The sequence below is a fragment of the Georgenia wutianyii genome, assembly GCF_006349365.1.
In the GTDB taxonomy this organism is placed as follows: domain Bacteria; phylum Actinomycetota; class Actinomycetes; order Actinomycetales; family Actinomycetaceae; genus Oceanitalea; species Oceanitalea wutianyii.
In genome coordinates, this window is the sequence record NZ_CP040899.1 from 2,550,316 (window position 1) to 2,575,160 (window position 24,845).

The 24,845-nt window shown below is 71.4% G+C and carries 21 protein-coding genes; 5 read left to right on the top strand and 16 right to left on the bottom strand.

Annotated elements, in window-relative coordinates:
- Window positions 1-47: 47 nt before the first annotated feature.
- Entirely contained in the window at window positions 48-1,664 is a 1,617-nt protein-coding gene (locus FE251_RS11265; protein ID WP_139072878.1) for an FAD-dependent oxidoreductase, read from the bottom strand.
- Complete coding sequence (locus FE251_RS11270; RefSeq protein ID WP_139072879.1) at window positions 1,665-2,738, bottom strand: LacI family DNA-binding transcriptional regulator; 1,074 nt, start codon at window positions 2,736-2,738, stop codon at window positions 1,665-1,667.
- 216 nt (window positions 2,739-2,954) lie between these two features.
- Between FE251_RS11270 and FE251_RS11275 the strand changes: the two genes are divergently transcribed.
- Window positions 2,955-5,261: a beta-xylosidase family glycoside hydrolase gene (locus FE251_RS11275; protein ID WP_168202714.1), complete on the top strand. Its 2,307-nt coding sequence runs from the start codon at window positions 2,955-2,957 to the stop codon at window positions 5,259-5,261.
- 98 nt (window positions 5,262-5,359) lie between these two features.
- On the opposite strand, the gene FE251_RS11280 is transcribed toward FE251_RS11275, so the two are convergent.
- The 7 genes from FE251_RS11280 to FE251_RS11310 form a co-directional block, all read right to left on the bottom strand.
- On the bottom strand, window positions 5,360-5,776 hold the full coding sequence (locus tag FE251_RS11280; RefSeq protein WP_139948814.1) for a hypothetical protein: 417 nt from the start codon (window positions 5,774-5,776) through the stop codon (window positions 5,360-5,362).
- Between the two features lie 34 nt (window positions 5,777-5,810).
- On the bottom strand, window positions 5,811-6,980 hold the full coding sequence (gene mmsB / locus FE251_RS11285; RefSeq protein ID WP_139072882.1) for a multiple monosaccharide ABC transporter permease: 1,170 nt from the start codon (window positions 6,978-6,980) through the stop codon (window positions 5,811-5,813).
- On the bottom strand, window positions 6,977-8,527 hold the full coding sequence (gene mmsA / locus FE251_RS11290; RefSeq protein ID WP_139948815.1) for a multiple monosaccharide ABC transporter ATP-binding protein: 1,551 nt from the start codon (window positions 8,525-8,527) through the stop codon (window positions 6,977-6,979). The genes mmsB and mmsA overlap by 4 nt, the downstream gene beginning before the upstream one ends.
- A gap of 64 nt (window positions 8,528-8,591) precedes the next feature.
- A complete protein-coding gene (gene chvE / locus FE251_RS11295; RefSeq protein WP_139948816.1) occupies window positions 8,592-9,737 on the bottom strand; it encodes a multiple monosaccharide ABC transporter substrate-binding protein in 1,146 nt (381 codons plus the stop codon).
- Window positions 9,738-9,964: 227 nt separating this feature from the next.
- On the bottom strand, window positions 9,965-10,273 hold the full coding sequence (locus FE251_RS11300; RefSeq protein ID WP_139072884.1) for a DUF4342 domain-containing protein: 309 nt from the start codon (window positions 10,271-10,273) through the stop codon (window positions 9,965-9,967).
- A 213-nt stretch (window positions 10,274-10,486) separates the two neighbouring features.
- Window positions 10,487-12,013, bottom strand: coding sequence for a glutamate--tRNA ligase (gene gltX / locus FE251_RS11305; protein WP_139948817.1), 1,527 nt, complete (start codon window positions 12,011-12,013; stop codon window positions 10,487-10,489).
- A 51-nt stretch (window positions 12,014-12,064) separates the two neighbouring features.
- Window positions 12,065-12,484: a MarR family winged helix-turn-helix transcriptional regulator gene (locus FE251_RS11310; RefSeq protein ID WP_230976408.1), complete on the bottom strand. Its 420-nt coding sequence runs from the start codon at window positions 12,482-12,484 to the stop codon at window positions 12,065-12,067.
- A 68-nt stretch (window positions 12,485-12,552) separates the two neighbouring features.
- Between FE251_RS11310 and FE251_RS11315 the strand changes: the two genes are divergently transcribed.
- A complete protein-coding gene (locus FE251_RS11315; RefSeq protein ID WP_223147537.1) occupies window positions 12,553-13,644 on the top strand; it encodes a methyltransferase in 1,092 nt (363 codons plus the stop codon).
- The gene (locus FE251_RS11320; RefSeq protein ID WP_139948818.1) at window positions 13,641-14,039 is read left to right on the top strand and encodes a DUF1304 family protein; all 399 of its coding nucleotides are present in this window, start codon (window positions 13,641-13,643) and stop codon (window positions 14,037-14,039) included. The genes FE251_RS11315 and FE251_RS11320 overlap by 4 nt, the downstream gene beginning before the upstream one ends.
- A gap of 2 nt (window positions 14,040-14,041) precedes the next feature.
- Here the strand turns inward: FE251_RS11320 and FE251_RS11325 are convergent, their stop codons facing one another.
- The 4 genes from FE251_RS11325 to FE251_RS11340 form a co-directional block, all read right to left on the bottom strand.
- A complete protein-coding gene (locus FE251_RS11325; RefSeq protein WP_139948819.1) occupies window positions 14,042-14,833 on the bottom strand; it encodes an LLM class flavin-dependent oxidoreductase in 792 nt (263 codons plus the stop codon).
- A gap of 104 nt (window positions 14,834-14,937) precedes the next feature.
- Window positions 14,938-16,284 (bottom strand): MFS transporter, encoded by a 1,347-nt coding sequence (locus FE251_RS11330; RefSeq protein WP_139948820.1) that lies wholly within the window; start codon window positions 16,282-16,284, stop codon window positions 14,938-14,940.
- Window position 16,285: 1 nt separating this feature from the next.
- Window positions 16,286-16,861: a DinB family protein gene (locus tag FE251_RS11335; protein WP_139948821.1), complete on the bottom strand. Its 576-nt coding sequence runs from the start codon at window positions 16,859-16,861 to the stop codon at window positions 16,286-16,288.
- A gap of 109 nt (window positions 16,862-16,970) precedes the next feature.
- Complete coding sequence (locus FE251_RS11340) at window positions 16,971-17,585, bottom strand: dihydrofolate reductase family protein (protein ID WP_139071353.1); 615 nt, start codon at window positions 17,583-17,585, stop codon at window positions 16,971-16,973.
- A gap of 292 nt (window positions 17,586-17,877) precedes the next feature.
- Here FE251_RS11340 and FE251_RS11345 point away from each other — a divergent pair, with 292 nt between their 5' ends.
- Entirely contained in the window at window positions 17,878-18,723 is an 846-nt protein-coding gene (locus FE251_RS11345) for a hypothetical protein (protein ID WP_139948822.1), read from the top strand.
- Between the two features lie 80 nt (window positions 18,724-18,803).
- Here FE251_RS11345 and FE251_RS11350 read toward each other — a convergent pair whose 3' ends face one another.
- From FE251_RS11350 to FE251_RS11360, 3 genes are read right to left on the bottom strand one after another with little or no spacing between them, the layout of a single operon-like run.
- Window positions 18,804-19,607 carry a MetQ/NlpA family ABC transporter substrate-binding protein gene (locus FE251_RS11350; protein ID WP_139948823.1) on the bottom strand — a complete coding sequence of 268 codons (804 nt, stop codon included), beginning with the start codon at window positions 19,605-19,607 and terminating at the stop codon, window positions 18,804-18,806.
- A gap of 12 nt (window positions 19,608-19,619) precedes the next feature.
- The gene (locus FE251_RS11355; protein ID WP_139948824.1) at window positions 19,620-20,321 is read right to left on the bottom strand and encodes a methionine ABC transporter permease; all 702 of its coding nucleotides are present in this window, start codon (window positions 20,319-20,321) and stop codon (window positions 19,620-19,622) included.
- The gene (locus tag FE251_RS11360) at window positions 20,318-21,304 is read right to left on the bottom strand and encodes a methionine ABC transporter ATP-binding protein (RefSeq protein ID WP_230976409.1); all 987 of its coding nucleotides are present in this window, start codon (window positions 21,302-21,304) and stop codon (window positions 20,318-20,320) included. Before FE251_RS11360 ends, FE251_RS11355 begins: the two co-directional genes overlap by 4 nt.
- A 535-nt stretch (window positions 21,305-21,839) precedes the next feature.
- On the opposite strand from FE251_RS11360, the gene FE251_RS11365 reads away from it, so the two are divergent.
- Entirely contained in the window at window positions 21,840-24,413 is a 2,574-nt protein-coding gene (locus FE251_RS11365) for a patatin-like phospholipase family protein (RefSeq protein ID WP_168202715.1), read from the top strand.
- Window positions 24,414-24,845 lie beyond the last annotated feature (432 nt).

Genomic DNA, 24,845 nt, shown 5'->3' on the forward strand with positions numbered 1-24,845 from the left:
GTTGGCCGAGCACCGGGCGGCGTCGGCGGAGGGGGTGACGGGCCGGGTCAGTAGCCGTAGACGCCGTCCGGCCAGTGGAGCTCGACGCCGTCGGCGATGAGCCGCGACTGGAGCTGGTCCACGAGCGCGGGCTCGGCGTGGACCTGGTGGGGAGTCGTACGGTCCTGCAGGGAGGTCGCGGCGAGGACGCCCGCGACCTCGCCGATGTTCCACTCGACCGGGTGGAGGCGGTAGCAGCCGTTGGTGATGTGGGTGGTGCCGATGTTCTTGGCCGCGGCCAGCAGGTTGGTGACCCGCTGGGGGATGAGGGCGCCGAGCGGGATCTCGAAGGGCGCCGAGCCGACGTCGACGTAGTTGTCGCCGCCGGTGGAGGGGTGCAGGTCGATGCGGTACATGCCCACGCCCACGCTGTCGGGGTAGCGGCGCGAACCCTGGTCGCCGCGGATCGCGAGGGAGACGTCCTGCTCGCGGATGGTCTCCAGGGCGCGGATGCGGCGGCCCTCGCGGTGGTAGGGGGCCATCGCCAGGCCGTCCTCGGTGCCCATGACGTCCGGGCGCAGGCGCAGGCCGGGCCAGCCGGTGCCGCCGTCGGGACGGGGTGCCTCGGTCTGCATCCAGTAGAGCATCGAGAGGCTGAGCTGGCGGGCGTCCTCGAGCCGGGCGGCGGCGACGTCGTCGTCCACGTCGATGACGGGACCCTCGAAGTAGTCGATGCTCGGCCAGTTGACCAGCGTGATGTCGCTGTCGTAGGTGCCGGGCTCGAAGAGGTCCTTGGCGGCGATGCGCCGGAAGGTCCACAGGTTCCCGTCACCCGGGTTGAGGCTCTGGTCGGCGAAGACCGACAGCGGCTCGTCGCCCGGGTTGGGCTCGAAGTGCCGCTCGACGATCTCCAGCGTGCGGGGGTGCGGGGCGGTCCAGCTCACGAGGTTGGCGCCCCAGAAGTCGGGCCGCACCGAGCGCCAGTGGTCGTACTGGGCCGGCCGCTCGATGGTGTTGTCCTCCCCCTCGACGTGGTCGAGGGCGAAGCAGATGGACAGCGCCTGGACGTTCTCCGGCTGGGCCTCGGCGGGCGCACTGGGCTCGCCGGTCTCGGCCGAGGACTCGAAGCCGGTGACGTACTCGGTGCCGGACAGGGGCAGCAGCTCCCCGGTCTCCGTGGCGTCCAGGACGTAGTCGGCGCCGATGGTGGTCCGCTCCCCCGTGCGCAGGTCCTCGAGGGTGACGGCGCGGATCGCGTCGCCGTCCATCTCGCAGGCGACGGGGCGGCGGTGCATGAGGATGCGCAGCCGTCCGCCGGAGACGTAGGGGGCGAGCATCTCGTCGATGACGGCGACGGCCACGCGCGGCTCGTGGCACAGCTTGCTCACCCAGCCGGCGCCGGGGTTGAGGTCGTGCTTGCGGCGGGCCGCCTCCTTGAGGGGGTAGGTGCGGCGGTAGTAGTCCCGGATGCCGTCGCGGAAGCGCCGGTAGGAGGCGGTGCAGCCGAAGTCCTCGATCCACGGGTGCTCGTCCGGCGGGACCGCCTGGGACGTCGACTGACCGCCGAGCCAGGCGAACTCCTCGGTGAGGACGACGTGCGCGCCGTGCCGGAGCGCGCCGAGGGCCGCGGCGACGCCGCCGAGACCTCCGCCGACGACGAGTACCTGGGTGCGAAGTTCCACCAGCTATGCCTTTCTGTTGGGCTCGGGCCGGGTGTCCGGCGCGGGGCACGGGGCGACGGTCGCCCCGTCGACGAGGGTGCAGGGGATGGAGACCTGGAGGTCGTCCGGGTCGGCGGGCTCCGCCGCCAGCTGGCGCAGGACGATGCGCAGCGCGTGCGCTCCCATCTCCCAGCGCGGGATGAGGAAGCCGGTCCAGTCGACGTCCTCGCCGTCGGGACGCTCGGGGTCCCCGAGGCGGGCGATGGACAGGTCGCGCGGGACGTCCAGGCCACGGGCGAGCGCGGCGCGGCGCAGCGGGGCGGCGAGGTCGGAGGTGACGACGGCGGCGGTCACTCCCCCGCCCTCGAGCGCGTCGAGGAGCTGGCCGGAGGTGAGGTCCGGCGCGTCGAAGGTCACCGGCTGCAGCCCGGCGGAGGACATCGCGTCGCGGTAGCCGCGGGCACGGTCCTCGATCGACTCGTGGCCGGTGAACTCGTTGACGAGCGCGATGCGTCGGTGGCCGAGGGCGAGCAGCCGCTCGACGACGGCGCCGGTCGCCTCCCCGTACGCGGCGGCCGCGTAGGGTGCCTGACCACCCGGGGCCTCGCGGCGCCCGACGAAGGCGAAGGGGAAGTCCTGGCGCAGGAGCTCGGTGAGGTCCTCCGGGTAGCTGCCGCGCCCGAGGAGCACGCAGCCGTCGGCCACGCGCAGGCGGGCGACCCGCCCGGTGGAGACGAGGCTCTTGCCCACGCGCCCGGACATCGAGGTGAACATGAGGAGGTCGACGCCGGAGCGCTCGGCCTCGTCCTCGACGCCCTCCATGAACGGGTAGTAGAAGTCGGCCGCCGCGTGGGGGAAGACCGGCTCGTAGGTGTAGATCCCGACGATCGAGCTGCGCCCGCCGGCGAGCCGCTGGGCGCTGGGGTTGGCCGCGTACCCGGTGACGGCGATCGCGTCGAGCACCTTGTCGCGGACCTCGGCGCTCACCCGGCGCTGGGCCACGCCCGTGCCGTTGAGGACCATCGACACCGTGGTCTGGCTGACGCCCGCGAGGCGCGCCACATCGGCCTGCGTCGCGCGCCGTCCCTTGACCACCATGTCGTCTCCTTCGACCTCGTGCTGCGCAAGAGAATCGGGTTTTGCGTAAAACCACAACCTCGCCACAGGCGCCGGGTCATGCGCACAACGTGATGATCCGTCCGACCGCTGTTCGCCCGGTGGCCGAAACCCTTGTTGTTTTGCGTATGACGCAGTTCGATGCCGAGCACACCGACGAGGTCCGTGAAGGCGCGGACCCGGACAGGAGAGGACCCGATGAGAACGAGAACACGGGGGACGCTCGCGCTCGCCGTCACCGCAGCGCTGGCCATGGGAGTGGTCGCCGGCGGCTCCGCGACCGCCGCCCCACCGACGGTGGTGGGCGCCGCTGTGAGCGAGGCGCCGACCCAGGAGGACCTCCCGGTCTTCCAGTACCAGGGCATCATCACCGACAAGGAGACGATGTCGTACAACCCGACCGACGAGTACATCTTCCCCAGCGTCTTCCACGCCGGGGCCCACCTGGAGGACCCCCTCGCCGAGTGGTACCTCTACCTCGGCCCGCACGACGCCCCGGGCGGCATCGTCCTCATGTACGCCGACTCACTCGCCGGCCCGTGGACGGAGCACGAGGGCGGACCGGTCATCGCCAACGAGTGGGACGACCACTACTCGGTCTCCCACGTGGCCACTGCCGAACCCTTCTGGCACCCGGAGGAGGACCGGCTCTACGTCTACTTCCACGGGGAGAACACGACGACGCGGTACGCGACGTCCTCGGACGGCGTCCACTTCGACTACGGCGGTGTCGCCGTGACGACCGCCCAGGGCGGGGAGGGGATCACCGAGACCTCCTACGCGCGGGTCTTCGAGCACCCCGACGCGACCTCGCCCTATGCGTACGCGATGTTCTACATGGACAACACGACGCAGGACATCCGGCGTATCCGCGTCGCGGAGTCCTACGACGGTCGCGAGTGGGACGTGCGCCCCGAGCCGCTCGTCGTCCCCGGAGCCGCCGAGGGCCAGAACGTCTCGAGCGCGAACCTCTGGGAGTGGGAGGGGCAGCTGTACGTCATCTACCACGCGTCGTCGGGCAAGATCCACGCTCGCACCGTCGATGACGCGCTCACCGAGACCGGCCCGACCTGGACCCTTCACGAGGCGAGCGGCGTCGGGGACGACACAGGTCGCGTGGCGGCGCCGGACATCGTCACGGACGAGACCGGCACCTACCTGTTCTACGAGTCCGGCGACCGGCTCGGCGCGACGATCAAGTACGCCAAGCTCGACCCCGACGCCGTGCGGGAACCCGCTCCCGGCGTCGACCCCGACCCGCTGCGCCGGCAGTGCAGCGGCGCCGCGTCCGACGAGTTCGACGCGACAGCCCTCGACCCGGAGCTGTGGTCAGCCGGCGAGCGGACGGAGGCGAGCCGCCACGAGCTGAGGGACGGCTCGCTCGTCCTGCCGACCTACCGCGCGGGCGTCAACGGGGCCCCGCTGCTCCTCCAGGAGCTGCCCGACGGCCCGTGGGAGGTGACGACCGAGGTGAGCGTCGCGCCGACGGAGCCGTTCCAGCAGGCCGGCCTCCTGCTCTACGCCGACGACGCCAACTACGCCAAGCTCGACCTCGTCCACGGCTCGGCGGGCCTGCGTCTGGAGTACATCCTGCGGACGAACGGGAGCGACCGGAACACCGGCTTCGACTCCGTCACCCCGGGCGACCGGGTCGGTGACCAGCTGTGGCTCAGGCTCACCAGCGACGGCGACACCGCCCTCGCGTCCGTCTCCTTCGACGGCGAGACCTTCGAGCCGTGGGGCCGGCCGGTGGACCTCGACCGGCTCTCCCCCACGGCGATCGGCCCCTTCGCCATGAGGGGGGCCACTGCTGCCCCGGAGATCGAGGCCTCCTTCGCGTGGCTGCGGTGGACCCCGACCGCCGCGGAGCAGACCGCCTGCGACGAGGAGCTCACCGTGCCCGAGGCGCCGGCCGACGACGAGTCCGCCGCCCCCGGCCGAGCCGTCCTGCGCACGACGAGCGGCTGGGCGCACGGCCTCCACGACGGGAGCTTCGAGGTGCTCCTCGACCTGTGGTGGGGCACCAACGGCAGCGTCTTCGCGCTCTACGAGAACGGCCGCCTCATCGCCGTCGAGGAGCTCGCGCTGCGCACGCCGCACGCCCAGTCGCTCCGCGTCCCGGTCACCGGGCGGCCGGACGGGACGTACGTGTACAGCGGTGTGCTCCTCAACTCCCGGGGGGCGACGGAGACGGCACCGGTCACCGTCGTCGTCGACGACGCGGCCCCTGGTACTCCCGTGCTCAGCCACGACAACTGGGACGGGGACGGCGCGTTCACCGTGACCGCGAACCTGTGGTGGGGGACGAATGCGACGTCCTACCGGATCCTCGAGGACGGGGTGGTGGTCGCCGAGGGGGCGCTCACGGCCGCGACGCCCGGTGCCCAGCAGGCGACGGCGACGGTGACCGGCCGAGCACCGGGCAGCCACACGTACGTGGCCGAGCTGACCAACGCGGCCGGGAGGACGGTGAGCGCGCCGCTCGCGGTGCCCGTCCGCCGGTAGCCCGGCACTGTGCGCCCGTTCCCTGCACCGTGCGCCCCGTCCAGCGGGCGCACGGTGCGAGGAACGGGCGCACGGTCGGCGCGAGGAGGCCGGCCGGCTCAGGTCCGCCAGGGGATGCCGAGGATCGTGTCCGGCGGCGGGCCGAGCTCGTCCGGCGGGACGTGCGGGGGCCGCTCGCCGGGCCACCGCGGGCCGACCCAGATCCGCCACAGCCCCTCGTGCTCCAGGAGCCGCCCGACGGCGGTCAGGGAGGCGGGGCGGGCGGCGGCGAGCTGGCTGCGCAGCTCCGGCGCGTGCTCGGCCGGGACGAAGCCGACGATGACGTTGTGCCACAGCACGACGACGCGCCCCTCGGCGCCGTCCTGGAGCAGCAGCTCGGCGCGGGTCTCCCCCGGTGCGCGGGACGTGCGCCGGGCCTCGTCGACGGACCGCTGGAGGGCCCGCGCCTCGGCGCACCAGAACCCCTCGGGCACGTCAGCGGGCACCGGGGGTGGTGTGCGGCGGAAGAGGCTCACCCGCACATCATCCCCGGTGCCCGCGGAATCTTGCTCAGCGGCCCCCGCGCCGCTTGCTCAGCAGGTCGAAGGCCACGGCCACGAGGAGCACCAGCCCCTTGATCACCTGCTGCCAGGCCGGGTCGACCGCCATGATCGACAGGCCCATGTTGAGCACGCCCATGATGAGCGCACCGACGATGGCGCCGGAGATCTTGCCGACGCCGCCGCTCACCGCTGTGCCACCGATGAACGCCGCCGCGATCGCGTCGAGCTCGAACATGTTGCCCGCGGCCGCGACACCGGCACCCGCGCGCGAGGTCGTCACGACGCCGGCCAGTGCCGCCAGCATGCCCATGTTGACGAAGACCATGAAGTCCACGCGCTTGGTGTTGATGCCGGAGAGCATCGCGGCCTGGAGGTTGCCACCGACGGCGTAGATGTGCCGGCCGAACACCGTCCGGTTCATCACGAAGGAGTAGATGATCACCAGCACGCCGATGATCACGAGGACGATCGGGGTGCCGCCCGCGCTCCGCGCGAGCAGGTAGGTGATGAACGCGATCAGCCCCGAGGACACCACGAGACGCCCGAGGAACGCCACGAACGGCTCCACCGCGAGGTCGTGCTTGCGCTTGGCGACCCGGCTGCGCACCTGCCCGATGACCACGCCCGCGATGGCGAAGGCGCCGATGAGCAGGGTGACGACGTCGAGGTTGGCGACGTAGCCCAGGACGTCGGGCAGCGAGCCGTTGGAGATGGCGTTGAACGGTCGCGGCAGGCCGGCCACCGTCGTCCCGACGAGGACGATCGCCAGCCCGCGGAAGATGAGCATTCCGGCGAGCGTGACGATGAACGCCGGGATGCCGACGTAGGCGACCCAGAAGCCCTGCCAGCACCCGATGAGGGCGCCGAGGACGAGCGCAGCGACGACGGCGAGCAGCCACGGCACGTCGTAGCTGTTCATGAGGATCGCCGTCACGCCACCGACGAAGGCCACGACCGAACCGACCGACAGGTCGATGTGCCTGGCCACGATCACCATGACCATGCCGATCGCCAGGATCATCACGTAGGCGTTCTGCTGGATGAGGCTGGCGACGTTGTTCGGGACCAGCAGCAGCCCGTCGGTGAGGATCTGGAAAAGGACGACGATGGCGACGAGCGCGATCATGATCCCGTACTGCCGGACGTTCCGGCTGAGGTACTGCGTCAGCTCGCTCATCGCGAGACACCTTCCCTGTCCATGGTCATGAGCTGCATGAGCCGCTCCTGAGTGGCTTCCTCGCGGGGCACGACACCCGTGATCCGCCCTTCGCTCATCGCGTAGATGCGGTCACAGATGCCGAGCAGCTCGGGTAGTTCGGAGGAGATGACGAGCACGCCCTTGCCCGCGGCGGCGAGCTCGTTGATCACCTGGTAGATCTCGTACTTCGCCCCGACGTCGATGCCGCGGGTCGGCTCGTCGAGGATGAGGACCTCAGGCCCGGTGTAGATCCACTTGCTCAGCGCGACCTTCTGCTGGTTGCCTCCGGACAGCTGCCCGACGATCGACTGCACCGTCGGGGTCTTGATCCGCAGGTCCCGGCGGTACCCGTCGGCCACCGCCGTCTCCTTGTTCTGGTCGATGACGCCGAGCTGTGCCAGCGCCTGGAGGTTGGCGACCGACACGTTCCGGCAGACGTCCTGGATGAGGTTGAGGCCGAATCGCTTGCGGTCCTCCGAGGCGTAGGCGATGCCGTGGCGGATCGCGTGCGCGACCGTCGTCGCCTTGACCTCCTCCCCGCGGACGAAGAGGTGGCCGTCGACGAGCGTGCCGTAGGCGCGGCCGAACACGGACATGGCGAGCTCCGTGCGCCCGGCGCCGATGAGCCCGGCGAGGCCGACGACCTCGCCGCGGCGCACGTCCAGGGAGGCACCGTCGACGACGAGGCGGTTTTGGTCGATGGGGTGGCGCACGGTCCAGCCCTCGACCCGCAGCACCTCCTCACCGATCCGGGGGGTGCGCTCGGGGTACCGGTGCTCGAGCTCGCGGCCGACCATGAGGCGGATGATCTCGTCCTCGGTCACCGGCTCCGGGCCGTGCATGTCGAGGGTCTTGATCGTGGAGCCGTCGCGCAGGACGGTGACGGAGTCGGCGATGGCCCCGATCTCGTTGAGCTTGTGGGAGATCATGATCATCGTCATCCCCTGCTCCTTCAGCTGTCGCATGAGCTGGAGCAGGTGGGCGCTGTCCTCGTCGTTCAGGGCCGCTGTGGGCTCGTCGAGGATGAGGAGGCGCACCTCCTTGGACAACGCCTTGGCGATCTCCACGAGCTGCTGGTGGCCGACGCCGAGGTCGACGATCTTGTCGTCCGGCTCGGCCGCGAGACCGACGCGAGCCATGAGCTTGGCGGCCTCGCTGTTCGTCGTGTTCCAGTCGATGACGCCCACGCGGGACCGCTCGTTGCCCAGGAAGATGTTCTCCGCGACCGAGAGGTACGGGCTGAGCGCGAGCTCCTGGTGGATGATGACGATCCCGCGCTGCTCGCTGTCGCGGATGGAGCGGAACTCGCAGGGTTCTCCCGCGAACAGGATCTCGCCGTCGTAGCTCCCGTGGGGGTAGACGCCGGACAGGACGTTCATCAGCGTCGACTTGCCGGCGCCGTTCTCGCCGACGATCGCGTGGACCTCGCCGCGCTTGACGACCAGGTCGACGTCCGTGAGCGCCTTGACGCCCGGGAACGTCTTGGTGATGCTCCGCATCTCGAGGATGGGTGGTTCTGTGACCATGACAGTCCTTGGGGTCGACGGCGTCCGCCCCGCCCAGTCCGGGACGGGGCGGACGCCAAGGGGGTCAGAGCCCGAGCTCTTCCGCGGTGTAGAACTGCGACTCGACGAGCGCGGACTCGACGGTGTCGGACGTGACGACCTGCGGGGCCAGGAGGTAGGCCGGCACGACCTTCACGCCGTTGTCGTAGGTCTCGGTGTCGTTGACCTCGACCTCCTCACCGGAGGTGATCTGGTCGATCATCGTGGCGACCTGGTCACCGAGGCTGCGGGTGTCCTTCCAGACCGTCATCGACTGCATGCCCTCGAGCATGTTCTTGACGTTGGCGAGGTCCGCGTCCTGGCCGGTGACGATCGGCCAGTTCTCCCCCGGCGTGTAGCCGGCGGCGTCGAGGGCCTGCTCGATGCCCAGGGCGAGCGAGTCGTTCGGGGACAGGACGACGTCGACCTCGTCGTTGGCGTAGAAGGAGTTCAGCCGGTTCTCCATCTCGGACTGGGCCGTCTGCGAGCTCCAGCCCTGGATGCCGATGGAGGTCCACTCGTCGTTGGTCGCCGGCGCCTTGCCGGAGGGCACGACCAGCTGCCCGGACTCGATGTACGGGCTGAGCACGTCCCAGGCCCCGGAGAAGAAGAACGCCGCGTTGTTGTCGTCCGGCGAGCCGGCGAACGGCTCGAGGTTGAACGGGCCCGCCTCGCCGTCCTCCAGGCCGAGCTGCTCGACGATGTACTCGCCCTGGAGCTGGCCGACCTCGTAGTTGTCGAAGGTCGCGTAGTAGTCGACGTTCTCGCTGCCGTTGATGAGGCGGTCGTAGGCGATGACGGTGGTGCCGGCTGCCTCGGCCTGCTCGAGCACCGGCCCGAGGGCGGTGCCGTCGATCGAGGCGACGACGAGGATGTCGGCGCCCTGGTTGATCATGTTCTGCAGCTGGGTGATCTGCTGGTCGACCTCGTTGTCCGCGTACTGCAGGGAGGTCTCGTAGCCGCGCTCCTTAAGCAGCGACTCGAGGTGGGTGCCGTCGTTGTTCCAGCGCTCGAGGGAGCGGGTGGGCATGGCGATGCCGATCAGCTCACCACCACCCTCGGCCTGCTCGGTCGAGCCGGCGGCAGTGTCGCCCTCGTTCTCGGGGGTCCGCTCGGAGGAACAGGCGGCGCTCGTGAGCACGAGCGCGAAGCCTGCGAGAGCGGCGGCCACCCTGGTGGTTCTGGTCGACATGGAGCATGCCCTTCTCGTTGGAGTCGTCAGTGTCTCCGCCCTCTCGACCTCGTCGCGGTCGCTGAGGGTGGGGGCTGGGCCGCGACGCGACCCGCTTTGTTGTGTGGAACAACTTACCCCGCCGTCGATCCGGACGTTGCCCAGACGTCCCACGTCATCCTCCTTGAGGAGGAGTAGAATTCGGCGCCTCTTGCCCGGCCCGACGTCGCCGCGGCGGGGTGGACGGGTCAGTCGATGACGTGGACGGAGGTCGCCTCGTCCGGCGGGCGCTGCCGCTCGACGCCGACGGTCACCTGGGTGAGCAGTGCGGCGACGGCCCCGACGGCGACGAGCACCGGCGCGGCGACAGCCGCGACCGCAGTCACCGCGACACCCGCGGTGAGGGGAATCTCCAGCAGCGTCTCCCCCGCCTCGTTCTTGATGAACACGCGGCGCACGTTGCCCTCTCGGACCAGCTCGCGGACCTTCGTCACCAGGTTGTCCCCGGAGACCTTGAACTCCTCGTACCACGTCCTGCTGTCGCCGGACTCGCTCATCGCTACCCCCTGCTTCGACTGGTGGGGCCAGGATGACAGACACCCCCGACACCGGGACCCCGTTTGCCCGTCCACGTCCCGGGACGTCCCAGGACGAGCCGCCCGCGGACCGCGTACGCCGCGAACGGACGCCGCGCACCCTCCGTGCGCCGAGAGCTGGACCGTGCACCGTGCACGATCCAGCTCTCGGCGGGAAGGGGGGATCAGGGGCGGCTACAGCTCGGCGCGGAGCCTGCGCAGGCGGGTGAGCGTCGCGTCCTTGCCGAGGATCTCCATCGACTCGAACAGCGGCGGGGAGACCCGCCGGCCGGTGACGGCCACCCGCAGCGGGGCGAACGCGAAGCGCGGCTTGATGCCCATCTCGTCCACGAGCACGGCGCGCAGCGCCTCCTGCTGGGACTCCGGGGAGAAGTCCGCGAGCCCGGAGAGCACCTCGATCGACCGGTCGAGCACGTCGGCAGCCTCGGGCCGCAGCGCCCCGCGGGCGTCCTCCTCGACCTGCACCGCGTCGTCCTCCACGAACAGGAACCCGAGCATGCCGGGTGCCTCGCCCAGGAGGGTCATGCGCTCCTGGACCAGCGGCGCGGCCACGGTGAGCAGCTCCTGGTGCTCCGGGGAGAGGTCGGCGAAGGAGTCCGCGGGCACGGCGCCGGCGGCGTGGAGGTAGGGCACCAGCCGCGCGCGGAAGTCCTCGGGCGTGAGGAGGCGCAGGTGCGTCGCGTTGATCGCCTCGGCCTTCTTGAGGTCGAAGCGCGCCGGGTTGGGGTTGACGTCGGCGACGTCGAACGCGGCGACCATCTCCTCGCGGGAGAAGATGTCGTTGTCCGGGGAGATCGCCCAGCCGAGCAGCGCGAGGTAGTTGAGCAGGCCCTCGGGGGTGAAGCCGCGCTCGCGGTGGAGGAAGAGGTTGGACTCCGGGTCGCGCTTGGACAGCTTCTTGTTCCCCTCCCCCATGACGTAGGGCAGGTGGCCGAACTTCGGCATCACCGAGGCGACGCCGATGTCCAGCAGGGCGCGGTAGAGCACCACCTGGCGCGGGGTGGAGGACAGCAGGTCCTCACCGCGCAGCACGTGGGTGATGTTCATCAGCGCGTCGTCCACCGGGTTGACCAGCGTGTACAGCGGCTGGCCGTTGGCCCGGACGATGACGAAGTCCGGCACCGAGCCGGCCTTGAAGGTGATCTCCCCGCGGACGACGTCGGTGAAGGTGACGTCCTCGTCGGGCATCCGGATGCGCAGCACGGGCTCGCGGCCCTCGGCGCGGTAGGCGGCCTTCTGCTCCTCGGTGAGCGTGCGGTCGTACCCGTCGTAGCCGAGCTTGGGGTCACGGCCGGCGGCGCGGTGGCGCGCCTCGATCTCGTCCGGGGTGGAGAAGGACTCGTAGGCGTGGCCCGCCTCGAGCAGCCGCTGGGCGACGTCGGCGTACAGGTCCATCCGCTGCGACTGCCGGTAGGGCTCGTGCGGCCCGCCGACCTCGACGCCCTCGTCCCAGTCCAGCCCGAGCCAGCGCATCGCGTCGAGCAGCTGGTGGTAGCTCTCCTCGGAGTCGCGCGCGGCGTCGGTGTCCTCGATGCGGAAGACGAACGTGCCACCGGTGTGGCGCGCGTAGGCCCAGTTGAACAGAGCGGTGCGGATGAGCCCGACGTGCGGGGTCCCCGTCGGCGAGGGGCAGAAGCGGACGCGGACGGCGCCGGAGCGGGCGCCGTCGTCGGCGGTCTTGGGAGCGGAGGTCTCGGTCATGGTGCCCCCAGCCTATCGAGGTCGCGGCGGACGACGACGGCGGCCACCGCCTCAGCGGTACGGGTCGGTGACCTGGCCGAGCGTCGTCAGGGCCGCCCGCAGGGAGGCCGTCAGCTCGGGTCCGAGGTGCTCCTCCCACTCCCGCTCGACCTCCCCGACGACCTCGAGGGCCCGGCGGGCCGCGGCCTTCCCGCGAGGCGTGAACCGGATGAGGCGGGCCCGTCCGTCGGCCGGGTCGGGCACCCGCTCGACGATCCCCTGCGCCTCGAGCCCGGCGACGAGCACGCTCGCTGTCTGCTTGGTCACCTGTGCCTGGTGGGCGAGGTCGGTGAGCCGCGAGCCGTCGTCGGCGATGCGCTGGCTCAACCGGGCCTGGGCCGGCGTGACCTGGAACCCGGCGTCGCGCATCGCCCGGACGACCCGCTCGTCCATCGCCCGGTAGGAGACGAACATCAGCGTGGCGAGATCCACGGCACCCCTTGACAGCGCTCGACGGCGGAGGAAACTGGTCAGCAACACTGACCATCTTAGGGGTCATCATGAACCGGCTCCCACCAGTTCGCATCGCCAGGGCCGCCTTCAGCGTCCGGGCGGCGGTCCAGAAGGCAGCCTCCCGCATGGTGCCGGCGGACGTCGGCCTCCTGGAGCTCGCCTCGGGGTTCATCGCGACGCAGGCGATCTACGCCGCGACCCGGCTCGGCCTCCCGGATGCCCTCGCCGGCGGTCCCCGCGCCCCCGACGACGTCGCGGCACGGCTCGGCCTGGACGCCGACGCCACCCACCGGCTGCTCCGCGCCTGCACGACGTGGGGCGTCTTCCGCGAGGAGCCGGATGGCCGGTTCACCCTCACGCCCCTGGCCGAGCGGCTCCGCTCCGACGTCCCCGGCTCCATGCGCGACGTCGTCCTCATGCTCGGCGACCCGACCTACCAGCGCGTGTGGGGCGAGCTCGCCGAGAGCGTCCGGACGGGGACGCCCGGTGTCGAGCGCGCCGTCGGGCGCACGATGTGGGACCACCTCGACCACGACCCGGAGTTCGACGCGGTCTTCAACGCCGCGATGGCCCGCCTCTCCGCACAGGACTGGCCCGCCGTCGACGCCGTCTACGACTTCAGCCGGTTCTGCCGGATCGTCGACGTCGGCGGCGGCCACGGCGGGCTGCTCGCACTCATGCTCACCGCCGCGCCCTCCGCCGAGGGGGTGCTGCTCGACCGGGCGCCCATGGCCGACGGCGCCCGGCGTCTGCTCGGCGAGGCGGGGGTGCTCGACCGGTGCCGCATCGAGTCGGGCTCGTACTTCGACGCCGTGCCCGACGACGGCGACCTCTACGTCCTACGACGAGTGCTCCACGACTACGACGACGACCGGGCCGCCGCGGTCCTGTCCACGGTGCGCCGCCACATGCGCGAGCGCGCCACCCTGCTCATCGTCGAGGGCGTCGTCCCGCCGGGGAACACACCGCACTTCGCCAAGGCGCTCGACCTCGACATGCTCGTGTTCGTCGGCGGCCGCGAGCGCACCGAGGAGCAGTGGCGCACGCTGCTGGCCGACACCGGGTTCCGGACCTTGCGTGTCATCCCCACCGTCTCACCCGTTTCCCTCGTCGAGGCCGTGCCCGGGAGGCTGCCGTGAACGCCTTCGTCCAGGTCTGCGCCGCCGTGAGCGCGGCGGTCGTCATCGGCGTCGCCCCTTTCGAGGCCTTCCGCATCCACCGGCCGGGGGTGCAGCGCTTCCTCGGCATCGAGTCCGAGGGGCTGGCGAACGTCCACCTCTGGTCCTTCTGCATCGGTGCCCGCAACGCGCTGGTCGGCGTGGGCACGCTCGTCGGGCTGGTCATGGTCAACGTCGGGGACCGGGAGACGGGGACCGTCCTCGTCGTCGCGTGCCTCGTCTACCTGCTGTTCTCCGCGCTGTTCATGGGGCTCGCGGACGCGCTGGGCTACTGGCTGCCGCGCGGCGGGAGCGTGCGCGGCGTCCTCGGCTCCGGGGTGCTGCCCGCGGCCGCACTCGTCGCCCTCGCGGTGTGACCTCAGTCCAGCGCGTGCCGGATGCCCTGGCGCAGGCCCTCCACCCAGCCGTCCTCGGTGGGCCACGCGGAGATCACCAGCCAGGTTGCGCCGGCGTCGGCGTACTCCTGCGCCGGGACGCCGCGGGCCCAGTGGGCGACGACGTCCCAGTCCTCGCGCTGGTCCTCGCCGGGCGGGACGAGGGCAAGGTAGTCGGCGAGCGCGTCCGGCGTGAGGTCGCCGTCGGTGCCGATGGGCACGACGCCGTCCCACCGGCGGGCGCGGCGCAGCGGCTTGCGGTTGGGCACCACGCCGGCCACCCAGACGCGCGGCCGGGGCTGCTGCACGGGCCGGGGCCGGAAGTCGGCCCTGACGGTGTAGTGGTCACCGGCGTGGTCGGTCGGGCCGCGCCAGAGCCGGTCGAGGACGTCGAGCGACTCGTCGAGCATGGCACCGCGCACGCGGGGGTCGGCCTCGTCGCCGAGGTCGGCGAAGTCGAGGTCGCGCGGCTCGCCGAGGCCGACGCCGAGCACGGCCCGGCCGTCGCTCAGGTGGTCCAGCGTCGTCACCTGCTTGGCGAGCGTCGTCGGGCGACGGCGGGTCACCGGCGTCACGAGCGTGCCGAGCAGGGCCCGCTCGGTGAGCTGGGCGAGCGCGCCGAGGAGCACCCACGGGTCGTGCACGGGCATGCCGGGCGACCACTGGACGTGGTCCCACAGGAAGACCCCGTCCCATCCCGCCCGCTCGGCCTCGCGTCCCAGCTCGAGGACCGTCCGTGCGTCGGTGAACGGCGGGATGCTCACGGCGTACCTCATGGTGCGGACCCTATCGGCCCCCCCGGTCCTCCCACGCTGTTTCCCGGCGCCGCTCGAGCCGCGGGACGCGGCCGGTCACCCGGGAGCGAGGAGGGCACGGCGGCCTACTCCGGGACGGCGGGGGACGCGGCGGCCCGGCGGTAGGACGCCATGACGGGGACGAGCGCGAGAGCAAGGACGCCGCCGGCCAGGCAGAGCATCGCGAAGCTGCTGCCGGCGACGACGACGCCGGACATCGCGCCCGCGCCGGCGCCGGCGAGCGCGATGAGCACGTCGACGCCGCCCTGCGTCCTGGCCCGCGTCGCAGGACCGGTGGCGTCGACGATGAGGGCGGTGCCCGCGATGAGCCCCATGTTCCAGCCGAGACCGAGCAGGGCGAGGGCGAGGACGAGCAGGGAGAGCGAGTCACCAGCGAGCGCTCCGACAGCACCGGCGAGCAGCAGCGTGACACCGGCGGCCACGGCCACGGGCATGCGCCCGACCCGGTCGACGAGGGCGCCGGTCAGCAGCGAGGGCAGGAACATCGCGGCGACGTGGATGCTGATGACCAGGCCCACCGAGCCGAGTCCGTGGCCGTGGGCGCGCATGTGCACGGGCGTCATGGTCATGACCGCGACCATGGCGACCTGCGTGAGGAGCATGACGGCCGCCCCGGCGAGCACGCCGGGGCGTCGCGCGTCCGGGGTGGTGGCGTCGAGGTCGGTCGGTGTCGCGGAGCGCTCCACCTCGGCCGGCGCGGGCCCGGACCCCGCGGGACCCGGCGGGCCGCTCGGCGACTCGGCGGGCGCCAGGTGCCGGGCGACGAGGAACGGGTCGGGCCGCAGGAGCAGGACGACCGTCGTCCCGGCGGCGAGGAACGCGGCCCCCGAGAGGAGGAACGGGCCGGCGAGCGCGGGGATGCCGAGCATGGTCGCCAGCCGACCGAGCGGCTCGACGAGGTTCGGGCCGGCGACCGCACCGAACGTCGTGCAGACGAGCGCGACGCTCACCGCCCGGCCGCGCTCCTCGGGGCGGGCGAGGTCGGTCCCGGCGTAACGGGTCTGGAGGTTCGTGGCCGCGCCCGCCCCGTAGACGAACAGGGCGGCGAGGAGCAGCGGGACGTTCGCGAGGACGGCCGCGAGCACCACCCCCGCCGCGCCGAGCGCTCCGGCCGCGAACCCAGCACCGAGACCGGCCCGGCGCCCGCGTCTCTGGGTGAGCCGGCCGACGAGGAGAGCGGTGAGGGCCGAGCCGAGGGTGAACAACCCGACGGGGAGCCCGGCGAGCCCACTCGTCCCGAGGAGCTCCTCGGCCAGCAGAGCACCCACGGTGACACCCGCGGCGAGCCCCGCGCCGCCGAGGACCTGGGTGGCCGCCACGACCGCGAGCACCCGCCGCTGCAGCGCACGTCGCGCCGCGTCGTCGTCCGCGGCGGACCGCCCGACGCCGTGGACGTGCGACGCGCGACTCACGTCAGCCGCCGAAGGACTGCGCCACCCCGCGCAGGGTGCCGACGTAGTCCGTCCACCACTGCTCCCCCCGCCCGGGGATGTTCGTCGCGGCCTGCCGCAGACCCACCTCGCCGTCGATGAACTCACGGACGATGTCGGCGTGACCCGCGTGCCGGGCGGTCTCGGCGATGACGTGGACGAGGATGTGGTGGAGGGTGACCTCGCCGTCGCGCCACCACGGCACGCGCCCGAGGGCGTCGAGGTCGAGCGCCTCGATCGTCGCGTCGGAGTGCGCCCAGGCCTGGCGGTACAGGTCGACGACGTACTCCGCCGACTCGTCCTCCGTGGCCCACATGTCGACGTTGGGCGGGGCGTCGTCGGCCAGCCACTCGAGCTCGATCGGGGCGTGCCTGCCGAAGGTGTCGCCGAAGTAGCCGAGCTCGACGCCCGCGAGATGCTTGACGAGGCCGAGGAGGTTGGTGCCGGTACGGGTGTGCGGCCAGCGCAGGTCGCGCTCGCTCAGGCCCTCGAGCTTCCACAGCACCGCCTCGCGCGAGCTCTGGAGGTAACGGTGGAGCATCTGCTTGGCGTCGCTCATCGGTATCCCCCCGGACGGTAGGTGCCGCTGGGCTGGTCGCCCCTGGTGCTCCGACCGTAGGGGACGCCGGCCCCGCGACGACCCGTAACAGCCGGACGTGCATCCACCGTCAGCCGACGTCGTACACGAGGTGCGTGGCAGTCGACGTCGCGGTCACGCTGCGCTGCACCAGCGTCCCGGAGAAGCCGCCGGTGAACAGCGGCGTACCCGCGCCGAGGACGACGGGCGCGAGGTGCACCGACAGCACCTCGACGAGCCCCGCCGCGAGCGCCGAGCCGATGGTTGCTCCGCCTCCCATGAGGACGACGTCGAGGTCCTCGCCCCGCTCCCCCGACTGCGCCTCGGCGCGCCGCCGAGCCGCGGCGACGGCGTCGGGAAGGCCGGTGGTGACGAAGGTCCACTCCAGGTGGGCGAGCCGGACCGCCGTCGGCGGTGCGCTGGTGACCACGACGAAGGGCGGGGTGCCGACCTCGCCGGCCCCGTACCCCGTCTCGTCGTCCCAGCCGCCGGGGCCGTCGACGACATCGAAGAGCCGGCGGCCGAGGACGACGGCGCCCGATCGGGCGGTCCCCTCGCGCAGGACTCGTCGGTCGACGGGATGGTCGGAGAACGCCCACTCGTGGAGCGACTCCCCGCCGGTACCGAGGCCGTTCCGGGGGCCGGGGTCGGGGCCGGTGACGTAGCCGTCGAGGGAGACGGAGATGTCGGCGACGATCCGAGTCATGCCGTGGCAGACCTGGCCCGCCGCCGGAACTGATCGGACCACACGGTCCCCGACAGGGACCAACGTCCCGACGCGGCTCGGCGGCGCCGCCCTAATTTTGCGGCGAACCACGGCGCTCGCCCCCACCGCTCTCCCCCCCACCCGGAGCGGTGGGGGCGTCTCCGTACGTGACCGGTGCGCGGCGCGTCCCGGGCCGCGCGTCTCGGCCGCCGTCGGGGCGGGCGGGGCAGGTCCGCAGTGCCCTTACACTTCCCCGGGCGGCAACGGGTGCCGCCCAGGAGTGGAGGCGACGATGCGCTCACACCACCGGACGGCGGTCGCCGTCCTCAGCCTCGGTCTCGTGCTGGCCGCGTGCTCGGACGCGGCCGAGCCGGTGACCGCCCCGGCCCAGGCCGGGGAGGCGACCCCGACCCCGACACCGGCGACGCAGACCACCGACGCCGAGGACCACGGCGCCCACGACGCGCACGGCGGCGACAGCCACGAGGCGGTAGCTGCCGGCCCGGTGAGCGCCTCGGTGCTCGGCACCTCGACCGGCTCCTACGGTCCTCTCGCTGAGGGCATGGGCAGCGCGACGAACACGCTCGTCGTCGAGGGGACCGTCACGCTCGTCAAGGACGAGTACGGCACCCAGATCTCGACCAACGTCACGGGTCTGATGTCCGGGCAGCCGCACGCCGCCCACCTGCACGACGGGTCGTGCACCGACTTCGGCGGGCACTACATGCACGACCACGCCGGGCCGCCGGAGCCGCCGAACGAGATCTGGCTGTCCTCCAGCTCCGACCCGGCCGGCTCCCTCGAGCCGAGCCGGACCGGCAGCGCGATCGGCTCGGGCGGGGCCGACTGGGTCCCGCGGGAGACGCCGCTGTCGATGATGATCCACGACTCCGAGTTCCCCGGACTGCCGATCGCCTGCGCGGACTTCGCGGCCTACGACGGGCCGGTCACCCTCGTGCTCGAGCCCGCTGCCGACGGCGTCGAGGCGGTCGAGTACTCCCTCGACGGCGGCGAGTGGGTCACCTACGAGGGCCCGGTCGAGATCACCGGGGCCGGGTCGCACACGGTGGCCTACGCCCCCGCCGGGGAGCGCGACGACGCCCCGCAGATCACCTTCACCCTGGCCGGCGCCCGGTAGGGCAGCCCTCTCCCTGGCAAGAGACAGAGAGCGAGCCGCGCGGCTGTCGGCCGCGCGGCTCGCTCCCGGAGTCGGTCGGGTCAGTCCACGGGGATGATGACGCCCTGGTACTGCTCGGCGAGGAAGTCGGCCATCTCGTCGGAGGTGAGCAGCTCGTAGAGGGTCGCGATCCGCGGGTCGTCGGCGAGCTCGGGGGTCGTCGACAGCACGTTGTAGTACTCGCTGTCGCTCTCCTCGGCGAGGATCATCTTGTCCTCACCCAGCCCGGCCGGCAGGGCGAACGCGGCGGTGACGATCGCGGCGTCCTGGTCCTCCACGGCCCGCGGCAGTGTCGCGTTCTCGATCTCGACGAACTCGATGTTGCGCGGGTTGGAGGTGATGTCGGCGATGGTGATCGGCTCGTCGGTGACCTCGATGAGGCCGTGCGCGGCGAGCAGCTTGAGCGCACGGCCCTCGTTCGTCGGGTCGTTCGGGATCGCGATGGACGCGCCGTCGGGCAGCTCGTCGAGGGAGGCGTAGTCGCCCGAGTACAGGCCCATGCGCGGCAGGTACACCTCGCCGACCGAGACGAGCTCCTCCCCGGCGGCCTCGTTGAAGGTCTCCATGAACGTCGTGTTCTGGAAGAGGTTGGCGTCGACGTCGCCGTCGACGACGGCCGGGTTCGGCGTGTTGTAGTCACTGAACTCGACGAACTCGACGGTGAGGCCCTCGGCCGGGGCGAGCTCCTCGGCGACGAACTTGAGCATGTCCCCGGCGGGGACGGCGAGCGCCCCGACGCGGATGGTGTCGGACTCGGCTGCCGAGCCGCCGTCGTCGTCCCCTCCGCAGGCGGTGAGCGCGAGGGCGGCGAGGAGGGCGACGGGGAGCGTGCGGGTGATGCGCATGGGTTCTCTTTCTCAGCGGTGTGACGTGCGTCGGGCGATGAAGCTGCCGATGCTCTGGAGGATCTGGACGAGCAGGACGAGGACCACGACGACGACGAGCATGTAGTCGAGGCTGTAGCGCTGGTACCCGTAGCGGAAGGCGACGTCCCCGAGCCCGCCGCCGCCCACGGCGCCGACCATCGCGGAGTAGCCGATGAGCCCGACGACGGTGGTCGAGAGCCCGAGGGTGAGGGCGGGGACGGCCTCGGCGAGGAGGACCTTGAAGAGGATGGTGCGCTTCGTCGCCCCGAGGGAGACTGCGGCGTCGACGATCCCGCGCGGCACCTCACGGACGGCGATCTCGACGAGCCGCGCGAAGAACGGGATGCCGGCGACGGTGAGCGGGACGATCGCGGCGGTCGGACCGATGAACGTGCCGACGACCGCCCGGGTGAAGGGGATGAGCAGGATCATGAGGATGATGAACGGGATGGACCGCCCGACGTTGACGACGACGTCGAGCACCCGGTTCACCACCTTCCCCAGCGCCAGCGAGCCGAAGGGCTTGGCGTAGAGGCCGCCGCGCTCGGTGGTGACGAGCAGGACGCCGATCGCCGTGCCGACGACGATGGTGAGGAGCAGGGCGACGAAGACCATGTAGAGGGTCTGCCAGGTCGCGTGGATGACGATGCCGAAGAGGTCGGACCAGAACTCCGGGGCGTCGCGGTCGATCATCGGACCACCTCCACGAACAGGCCCTGCTCGCGCAGGTAGGTGAGGGCGCGCTCGACCTCGTCGGCGCTGCCGGGGATCTCCAGCCGGGTGCGGCCGGTCTGGGTGCCGCCGTGGATCGTCTCGATCGCGGCGCCGAGGATGGCGACGTCGATGCCCTGGTCACGGGCGAGCTTGGCGATGACCGGCTCGGAGGACGTCTGCTTGGTGAAGGTGATGTCGACGATGCGGTGGCCGCGGTCCGGGGGGAGCTCGCCGAGCTCGAAGAGGGCGGCGGCCAGGCGGGAGCCGGGGGTGGTGATGAGCTGCTCCATCGCCCCGTTCTCGATGATCCGGCCGTGCTCCATGAGCGCCGCGGAGTCGCAGATGCGCTTGATGACGTCCATCTCGTGGGTGATGAGGAGGACGGTGAGGCCGAGCTCGCGCGACAGGCGGCGGATGAGGTCGAGGACCGAGCGGGTGGTCTCCGGGTCGAGGGCCGAGGTGGCCTCGTCGGAGAGGAGGACGCGCGGGTTGTCGGCCAGGGCGCGGGCGATGCCGACGCGCTGCTTCTGCCCGCCGGAGAGCTGGGCGGGGTAGGCGTCGGCGCGGTCGGCCAGGCCGACGAGGTCGAGGATCTCCTGGGCGCGGCGGCGGCGGGCGCCGCGGCCGGTGCCGGCGATCTCCAGGGTGAGCTCGACGTTGCCGAGGGCGGTGCGCGAGGAGAGGAGGTTGAAGTGCTGGAAGATCATCCCGGCCCGGCGGCGGGCCTCGCGCAGCTCCTTGCCGCGCAGCTCGGAGATCGTCGCTCCGGCGACGGTGACCGTGCCCGAGTCGGGCTGCTCGAGGGCGTTCACGGTGCGGATGAGCGTGGACTTGCCGGCGCCCGACTGGCCGACGATCCCGAAGATCTCCCCGGGCTCCACGTGCAGCGAGACGTGGTCGAGCGCGTGGACCTCTCCGCCGGGGGTGCGGAAGGTCTTGGACACCTCGACGAGGTCGATCACACCGGTCCTCCTGGGATCGCTGGACGCGCGCGGGGTTGCGGCGCGTCGCGGCATGCCCAGGTTCGACCGGTGGAGCGGGCCAAGTCCAACGAGAGAGACGGCGATCTCACGATGTGGCCTGTGATGTGTTCGGAGTCGTGGCACCGGGCTCCCGTCGCACCTTGCCACCCGAGGCGCTGGACGACCCATCCGCGACCTCTGACCGACCTGATCGGTGCTCACCCAAGGGCTTGGCGGAGGCCTGTACATGAGCCGTCTAGGGCTCACCCTCCCTACGTGGTCCTGCGTATTGGCCTGTCTCCCACACGGACGCATCCTGGGTCGAGGGGCACACCCGCCACGGAAGGAGCAGCTCATGCTTTCGAGTCGAGTGCTGGTCGAGCGGCTGGCACCTACGGCGCCGCTTCCTCGGCTGCCGCACATCCCTTTCGAAGCACTCGCCGCCGGCGGAGCATGGGGCGGGGAAGAGGCTCTCCAGGCGGTTGAGGTCGCTGCGGACTCACGGCCGCGTGTCGCGACAGTGGCACTCGAGCTCATGGATGCACTGTCGGCAGACACCCCGTCCGCCGACATCGCTATCGGCCTTTTCGGCACCCGGGCCGATCCGGACCTCGTCACCCTTCAGATCGACTACCTGCGCTCATGCTTCGGCGTGGCCTACCTCCTCGCCGCCGGGGGTGTCGACGTCGGGCCCTGGGCCGAGCGGATTGCACTCGCGTGCGCGTCTGCGCGCCCCGTTGGCCAGGCGCTCCGGTCAATGTTCGTCGCGGACGGAGCTGGCGTGCCCGCCCCTGGTGAGCCCACCCGGAAGGACAGCGTGCGTCCTGCGCGTGAGCAGGACCCACTCGACCGGCTCCGTCCCGCAGGGTCGACGGTCCCATCCGTCAGAGGCCTGACGTCGACCTCCAGGCTCACACTCGGCGAGAACTTCCGGAAGAAGTCGTCGGTCCGAGCAGTGGAAGCAGCGCTCACCGTCTTCGGCACCGCGGTGGGCCGATCAGTACCCGTTCCTGCCGGTCGGGTGAGCCTCGTCGACCCGGTCGATGCCACGCCGGGAGAGCAAGTCGTGATCACCGGGGTGTCATTCGGTCCGCCGTCCTCCCGCGCCGTGCAGTTCAGCGGGAGCGGCGATGTGCGCGTGTCCGGTGAGGACGCTATCGAGTGGACGGACACACAAGTCCGAGTCGCCGTTCCTGCGGGGGCACGCCCTGGCCCCGTCGCAGTCGTCGAGGAGTCTCACACGACCGGGCCAGAGGGCGACACGGTGGCTGAGATCGTCACGACGCTGGAGCCCTACCTTTCCGCCGCCGCTGCGGCTCCGGTGCGCGTCGTGCTCGCCTCGCTCGCACCCCCCGCCCTCGCTGTCGTCGCCAGGGCAGCGGACGTCGCACATTGGGGGCCACCTGAGATCCTGGAGTTCACGATCGAGCCGGGACCCGACTTCAGCCCCGGACAGACCGTCACCCTGCGGTGGCGTACGAAGGGCGCCGACGAGGTCGAGATCGGGACGCGGCAGCTCTCAGGCGTTCACGAGTTGCCTATCCCACGCCCGCCGCTCCCGCTGTCGGGTGCCGTCACCGTCACCATTCCGGGGACCAGGTCATGGACCGCCGAGTACGCCGTCATCGCGCACAACACGCGGGGTGCAGGCACCAGCACCAGTGCCTACAAGACGATCGTGGTGCGTATGGCGCAACGGACGGGCCTCGCTCTCGGGGGCGGGGGCACGCGCGGCGATTTCCAGGTGGGCGCGCTCCAGTACCTCTACGACGAGCGCGGGTACCGTCCCGACGCGATCGTCGGCACCTCTGTGGGGGCGATCAACGCTGTCGACCTCGCAATGGGCGACGACCCCGGCCGCCACGCCGCCACGAGACTCCGAGCCAGCTGGGACGCCCTCACCGATGAGAGCAGCATGTGGGAGGAGGAGCCATGGGTCTCGGGACTCAAGGCAGATGCAAAGACCGCGCTCGGCCAGCTCTCATGGCAAGGTCTCCTACTCCTGCCCTATGCCGCGATCCGCGGCGTGCTCGCCGTCAGTGAGATCGGCGCGGCGGCAGCGCGTCCGGGAAGCGCGATCTTCAACCTCCTCCCGATCGCGCGACGGCTGAACGCCGCCTTCGACCGCTCGAAACTGCAGGCATCGAGGATTGCGCTGCGGCTAGTGTCGGTAAGCCTCGAGACCGGAGAGGTCGTCCAGGTCGACGAACGCGCAAACCTGACCTTTCCCGGCCCAGATCCGCAACGTCCGACGTTTCCCCCTTTCCCGCCGGTCCCGGTCACCGTGCCGCTCGGAGCCTTGGCCTCGGCAAGCATGCCCGGCATCTTTCCTGCTCTGCCGCTCGGCAACCACATGTGTGTCGACGGCGGCGTCCGCGACGTCGTGCCTGTGCGGATTGCGGTCGAAGAGCTCGGCTGCCACGAGGTCATCGCCCTCCGGTGCAGCGCGCCGGTAGAAATTCAGCAGATGGATCCCACTCGGACCTTTGCCCAGGTCATGGCCCGAGCAGTCCTCGGCATCACCTTCGACGAGGTCGCCGACGACGATGTCAGGCCGCCTGCCTGGGGCCGAGCTGTCACGGTCCACGAGATACGCCCCACCTTCGACCTCCACGACCCGATGGTGGTGGAACCCGGACTCATCCGCATCGCAGCCGACTACGGATGGATGAGGGCCGCCGACGTGCTCGGTGTGCCAAGTCCCAAGACCGCTCGCGCGAAAGACCTTTCCGACCGCATCACCAGACTCCGTGTCTACAACTGGCAACTGACCTGGCGTGCGTTCGGAAAGGGCAACCATCCCGATCCTCACCGCGGGTTCGCCGACTTCATCCTCGCCGGAACATCTGGCAAGCCTCCCGTCACGGGCTTCAAGTCGGCGCACGATCCCGACGCCGTCCGAGCGATCCGACGGAACTGCCTCGCGATCCGATCGGCACTCGAAGAGAGACTCCGCGAACAGATCCCGATCCCCTCCGCCAGCGTTCACTCGGGGTGGTTCCGGGAGTGGGAGACAGTCAGCGGCGATCACCCGATGCCAGATCCATGGGGGTTCTTCGTCAGCGTCGCGGGCAATGTGGACGCTCAGCCGAAGCCCTCCGAGCTGTAGACGGGACGGTGATTCTCCGCCGTCCAGTACGCCGGGGAACGTTGACGCCCCCGCCCCCGCCCCCGACCATAGGGAGAGCCGGGCGCTTGTGAGGCTGCGCAGGGGGCGACAGATGCGAATGCGACGGCTGGCGTCCTGGCTGGATTTCGCCGGGGACTGCCTCCAGAGCCTTGAGAGCGAGGTCGACTGGTTGACGGTCGGCGATCTTCTCGCCACGCTTCTCCACGCACCGACTGCGGGACTGTTCACATGGAGCCCGCGCGTCGCCGGCTCAGTGACCGCCTTCGAGAGATCGCCCGAGCCACTCCTGCCGGACATCGCCTCTCGGGCGTCTGATTCCCACCCTCTCGCCCTGCACTATGTGAGAACTCGCACGTCAGGCGTCACTGCCATCCACGAGGTCGAGACGACTGCCGAAGGACGGCGATACGT

Coding starts and splice junctions, on each gene's coding strand:
- FE251_RS11275 (WP_168202714.1), top strand. CDS start 2,955: ATGAGAACGAGAACACGGGGGACGCTCGCGCTCGCCGTCACCGCAGCG.
- chvE (WP_139948816.1), bottom strand. CDS start 9,737: ATGTCGACCAGAACCACCAGGGTGGCCGCCGCTCTCGCAGGCTTCGCG.
- gltX (WP_139948817.1), bottom strand. CDS start 12,013: ATGACCGAGACCTCCGCTCCCAAGACCGCCGACGACGGCGCCCGCTCC.
- FE251_RS11345 (WP_139948822.1), top strand. CDS start 17,878: ATGCGCTCACACCACCGGACGGCGGTCGCCGTCCTCAGCCTCGGTCTC.
- FE251_RS11350 (WP_139948823.1), bottom strand. CDS start 19,607: ATGCGCATCACCCGCACGCTCCCCGTCGCCCTCCTCGCCGCCCTCGCG.
- mmsB (WP_139072882.1), bottom strand. CDS start 6,980: ATGAGCGAGCTGACGCAGTACCTCAGCCGGAACGTCCGGCAGTACGGG.
- FE251_RS11315 (WP_223147537.1), top strand. CDS start 12,553: ATGAACCGGCTCCCACCAGTTCGCATCGCCAGGGCCGCCTTCAGCGTC.
- FE251_RS11270 (WP_139072879.1), bottom strand. CDS start 2,738: ATGGTGGTCAAGGGACGGCGCGCGACGCAGGCCGATGTGGCGCGCCTC.
- FE251_RS11325 (WP_139948819.1), bottom strand. CDS start 14,833: ATGAGGTACGCCGTGAGCATCCCGCCGTTCACCGACGCACGGACGGTC.
- FE251_RS11365 (WP_168202715.1), top strand. CDS start 21,840: ATGGATGCACTGTCGGCAGACACCCCGTCCGCCGACATCGCTATCGGC.
- FE251_RS11340 (WP_139071353.1), bottom strand. CDS start 17,585: ATGACTCGGATCGTCGCCGACATCTCCGTCTCCCTCGACGGCTACGTC.
- FE251_RS11335 (WP_139948821.1), bottom strand. CDS start 16,861: ATGAGCGACGCCAAGCAGATGCTCCACCGTTACCTCCAGAGCTCGCGC.
- mmsA (WP_139948815.1), bottom strand. CDS start 8,527: ATGGTCACAGAACCACCCATCCTCGAGATGCGGAGCATCACCAAGACG.
- FE251_RS11355 (WP_139948824.1), bottom strand. CDS start 20,321: ATGATCGACCGCGACGCCCCGGAGTTCTGGTCCGACCTCTTCGGCATC.
- FE251_RS11300 (WP_139072884.1), bottom strand. CDS start 10,273: ATGAGCGAGTCCGGCGACAGCAGGACGTGGTACGAGGAGTTCAAGGTC.